Annotated in this window: 1 protein-coding gene; it reads right to left on the reverse strand. The window is 63.3% G+C overall.

What is annotated here, in order from left to right:
* Positions 1-75: 75 nt before the first annotated feature.
* Positions 76-1,878: a group II intron reverse transcriptase/maturase gene (gene ltrA, locus GA0115234_RS41085; RefSeq protein WP_093552050.1), complete on the reverse strand. Its 1,803-nt coding sequence runs from the start codon at positions 1,876-1,878 to the stop codon at positions 76-78.
* Positions 1,879-2,554: the final 676 nt, after the last annotated feature.

Below are 2,554 nucleotides of genomic sequence, written 5' to 3' on the forward strand. Positions count from 1 at the left end.
AGTCGGGTAGCGGGGACGCATTACTGCGTCCCCGCCCCCTCAGAACCGTGCAAGCAGCTATTCACCGCACACGGCTCAAGCAAGCCCCAGAGGCTCGCTGGCAGGCAAAGGTACTGGACTCGTTGTCGCAGTGGCTCCATTCCGCCGCTGACAATGGGTGTGGAGGAGACGGAGTCGTTGACCGTCCGGCGTGCTCCCGTCCGGGAAGGCAATGTATTGCTTGGAGATCGCCTTCCGGATGACAACCCGCCACGCTTCCCATTCTCCTGGGCTTTGTGGTGGGTGGTCGGCGTGCAGTAGGAGCCCTCCGCAGATCGAGCAACGGCCGTGCTGTGCCTGTAGGAGACGCACGGTCATGGCGTCGACTGGCAGAGGAATTCCCTTGCGTCGCCGTTGAGCCCAATATGATTCCAGGGCTGGGTCGTCCGGGGACGCCCTCCCCTTGACCAACTGGTGCCGGACTATCTTCGTCCAGGAGAACTTGAGCAGGTAGGCGCCGCTGTCGCGGTCACCGAACACCCACCGGTCGCTCCTGGACTTGTTGAACCGGCCGAAGTACTTGTTGGATATCCAGTGCTTCGGCTTGTTCGGGTGACTGTGCTTGGCCCACTTGTAAGCGAGCTTCCACATGTGATTGTCCAGCGCCGTGAAGATCTCGCTGGACACCACCGTCCGGTAGTAGGCCGACCAACCCCGCACGATCGGGTTGATCTTTTTGAGTACCGCTCCGGCGTTAGCTCCTCGCAGGGCGACCATTTCGGTACTGAGCCGCTCCCGGATCCGTCGTTGAGCTGCTGTGCTCGGTTTGATCAGCAGTTTGCCGTGATAGCGGCGGACGTTGAACCCCAGGAAGTCAAATCCGCTCTCCGCGTGGACGATGCGTGTCTTGTCCTCGTGGAAGGCGAGTCCTCTGGGCGCCAGCCATGCAGCCAGCCGTTCCTTGACCTGCTCGGCCTGTTCACGGCTGGTGCACATCGCGACGAAATCATCTGCGTACCGCACCAGCACGGGGCTGCCGCTCTGCGCACTCCCGGCATCTCTGCCGGTGGTGTAATAGCGGACCCCTGCGGCTTTCTCCATTCCGTGCAGGGCCACGTTGAAGAGCAACGGGCTAATCACCCCTCCTTGCGGAGTGCCCTCCTCGGTCGGGGCGAACCGGCCGCGGTCCACGGCCCCGGCTTTCAGCCACTGACGGACCAGTCCCCGGGCGGGGAAGGTGCCGAGAGCGGCCATGAGCCGGGCGTGGTCGATGCGGTCGAACGCCGCCGTCAGGTCTGCGTCGAGCACCCACGCACGCTGCGGGTTCTTCCCGTTGAGCGTGGAGTAGATGGCCCCGATCGCGTCGTGACAGCCACGTCCGGGCCGAAAGCCGTACGACTTCGGCTCGAACCGTGCTTCCCACTCGGGCTCCAATGCTCCCAATGCCACAGCTTGCAGGCACCGGTCAACAATCACGGGAATCCCGAGTCCGCGCTTCTTCGTGGTCCCCGGTTTGGGGATGAACACCCGCTTGACGGGCTTGGGAATCCATGGTCGGGCGCGATGCTGGACCCATTTGGCCAATGCGGCCTTGGACTGGGAAAGCAACACGACTTTTCCGTCGACTCCCGCCGTCGCGCGTCCAGCGTTGATCTCCGTGACCCGTCGCACGCTCAGGAGCGTGTTGGAGCGGGACCGGAGCATCAGCTTCTGCAAATTGCGGACCTTCTTCAGATCCCCTGCCTGCGATGCCGTGAAGATTCTCTGCCGCAGACGCCGTACGTCTTCCTCGACCCGCCGCCAGTCAATCGACGCCCAGTCCAAGTCTTCGCCCTCAGGTCCGTTCACCGGCGCAGACGCATCCGGAAGGGCCGAAGCCGCCCCCTCCGCTATCAGCATGGTGTCCAACTTGCCCCTCGGTTCCGTCGTCTTTGTCCAGCGATTCTGCACAGGCTCACCCGGCCCACGTCTGCACCCTTTCGGGTCCGGGCAGTGCCCGTATCCGGACGGTTATGCGGGGCGATCGGCGGAGAGTCCGATCGTCTGCCCCGGGTTCCCGTTTCCTTTCGGCTTCCGGCGTTGGCTTCTTGGGCCGTCCTGTTCCCGCTGGGGAGTTGAGCCTTCCTTACGGTTGGCTGACCGGACCAAAAGGGCCCGGACCCCAACGGGGTTTCCACGTTCCACACGAATGAGATACGACCGGGGTGGGTGCTCCCTTTACCCCGAGGCGGCGGTGTCCACCTGGCCGGAGTGACCTCTGCCGGCCAGCGCCTGCCGCTTCTCAACGGCTAGCCATGCACCCCACTCACGCATTCCATCGGCGGGGCTTGGGATCACGAGGCATCATCGGGAGTTCATGTACTTCACCCGTCCGGTCTTCCCCTTGCCGGTAACTTCCGGATGGAACGGAAATCCTTGGGCTTTCCCCTGAGCTTCGCACCACTCCGTTACCGGAATCGCACGTCAAGGGCGGGGACGGGTCATACGGACACGGACCCGTGACTGCACCTACAGCTTCATCAACTGCCTCTCCAGTCGGTCAGTCCACTCAAATTCGTGCAACTTCGTGTCGCAC

Source organism: Streptomyces sp. DvalAA-43 (assembly GCF_900091725.1).
Taxonomy (GTDB): Bacteria; Actinomycetota; Actinomycetes; order Streptomycetales; family Streptomycetaceae; genus Streptomyces; species Streptomyces pulveraceus.